The 1,150-nt window shown below is 52.6% G+C and carries 1 protein-coding gene; it reads left to right on the forward strand.

The features are described 5' to 3' along the window. Positions 1-718 precede the first annotated feature (718 nt). A complete protein-coding gene (locus ACXJL8_RS41660; RefSeq protein ID WP_456619015.1) occupies positions 719-922 on the forward strand; it encodes a hypothetical protein in 204 nt (67 codons plus the stop codon). Positions 923-1,150 lie beyond the last annotated feature (228 nt).

A 1,150-nucleotide genomic window follows, 5' to 3' on the forward strand; every position in this document is an offset into this window, starting at 1 on the left:
GACCCTGGCTGTGTAAAAACTCAAAAATCGAAACGCGACGAAGAATGATATTCTTCAGTTCGATCCCCAAGTTGAATCCGCTTGCGCGTCGAGCGACTAGAACGGTTTTGGACGAATAATTTTCTTCTATCGCGATTGAGTGTCTTCGCGTTTTCACACAGCCAAGACCCATAGCGGACAGTGGGTGTCGCCTATGTGCCGCTCCCGAAATGGGCTGCTGTAGCCCCGACGCAGAGAGCAAAGATGGTCCATAAAATGATTGTCGCCATTCCGTAGTTAATCAGGGTTTCTCGCGCGAGTGACCGTCGTCTTCAAGTCATCAGGAAGCACATTAGCAATATCGTCCTGTCCCCAAAATTGCTTTGCGTACCAAGGGCTTTGTAGCGCGGTGTAGAACCATGGAAAATTCGCGCCGTCGAAGCGGGCTCCGATCAACTTGTATGTTGAATAGGCCGTGCGCATGCACAGCAGGCCGGATAGAGTTCCGACTATCGGAATACTAATGAACGACGCTTTTGAGATTTCTGCCCACATCACCTTGCCTCACGATCATCAAACGATGGAACTATGGTGGCTGCTTCGCTGTCACAGAACCGCAATCAAACCGTCTTAGATTTTCATTTCCGGTAAATTGCTGGCCGGATCGACCAAGACGGCTTGCGCTCTATATTGCGCGTGCTGCCTTTGAGACATTGTTCAGTATTCGGATATTGGTCACATGGCGTACGACACACCTACGGTGCAAATGCTACGCACCATTCTTGATGAAGTGCTCGCTACCCCGGCCTTCACCCGACAGCAGCATCGTTCTGCGGTGGAAGTTGCGGAGCGCATTCTGTGGCTTGCTTCGCAAGGGGAGCGGGAGCCAGAGGCGATCAAAGAGCATGTGCTAAACGAGTACTTGGCATACGCTGCCGCATAATCGCTTAGTCGGTTGGCTGCGGTTCAGGTCGCCTTTGAGTGAGCGTTTCGGGGCCACTAGCTTCTCACGCGGTAGCTTCGCGATGGCTCGACACCCTTCCCTGTCCTCCAGTCATCCAATTGGGTCACCTTGTTGCCGCTCAGGAACACGGCCCAATCTTTCATTAACGCCCGGCGCTTTTCGAACTTTTGGCCTCGCTGATAGGCTGCGGTGGTCTCGCTCTTGTAT

Source organism: Bradyrhizobium sp. P5_C11_2, assembly GCF_054049755.1.